We start from the raw sequence: 545 nt of genomic DNA, 5'->3' as shown, positions 1-545 counted from the left end.
GACCCACTAGCATTGCACCTGCCATTGAAAGCGCAGTCCAACCCACAGCGATACGACGAGCTGTAGTTAGGTCCTTGTTTGAACGTGATGCTTTGAAACGCGCTAGGATGTGTGGCTGACCAAAGTAGCCAAGACCCCATGCCGCTAGCGAGATAATCGCGATAGCTGACAGCGGCTCACCTTTCACATCGTTCCACAACGTCAGTAGTTCTGGGTTGATGTTGTGCATGTCTGAAGACAGTTGGCCAAAACCACCGTCCATCACAGCAATCGGAACGATCATCAGTGCTGCTGCCATCAATAGGCCTTGCACTAAGTCAGTCCAAGATACCGCTAAGAAACCACCGAACAGCGTGTAAGAAACCACACAAACTGTACCAATAACTACCGCAATGCTGTAATCAAGGCCGAATACGGTTTCAAACAGTTTGCCCCCTGCAACCAAACCTGAGCTGGTGTAGAAAAGGAAGAATAGAAGAATGAAAAACGCAGAGATGGTCTGAATCAGTTTTGATTTGTCGTTGAAACGACGTGACAGGAACTCT

At 48.4% G+C, this 545-nt stretch carries 1 protein-coding gene; it reads right to left on the bottom strand.

Going from position 1 to position 545, the window contains the following annotated elements; all coding sequences use genetic code 11:
• A partial coding sequence (locus R7Z50_RS30355) for a sodium:solute symporter family transporter (RefSeq protein WP_411979546.1) occupies positions 1 to 545 on the bottom strand: 545 nt, incomplete at both ends.

Source organism: Vibrio sp. 1249-1 (assembly GCF_033340495.1).
The sequence above is the reverse complement of the archived record's forward strand: the minus strand, read 5'-3'. Positions and strand labels throughout refer to the sequence as shown.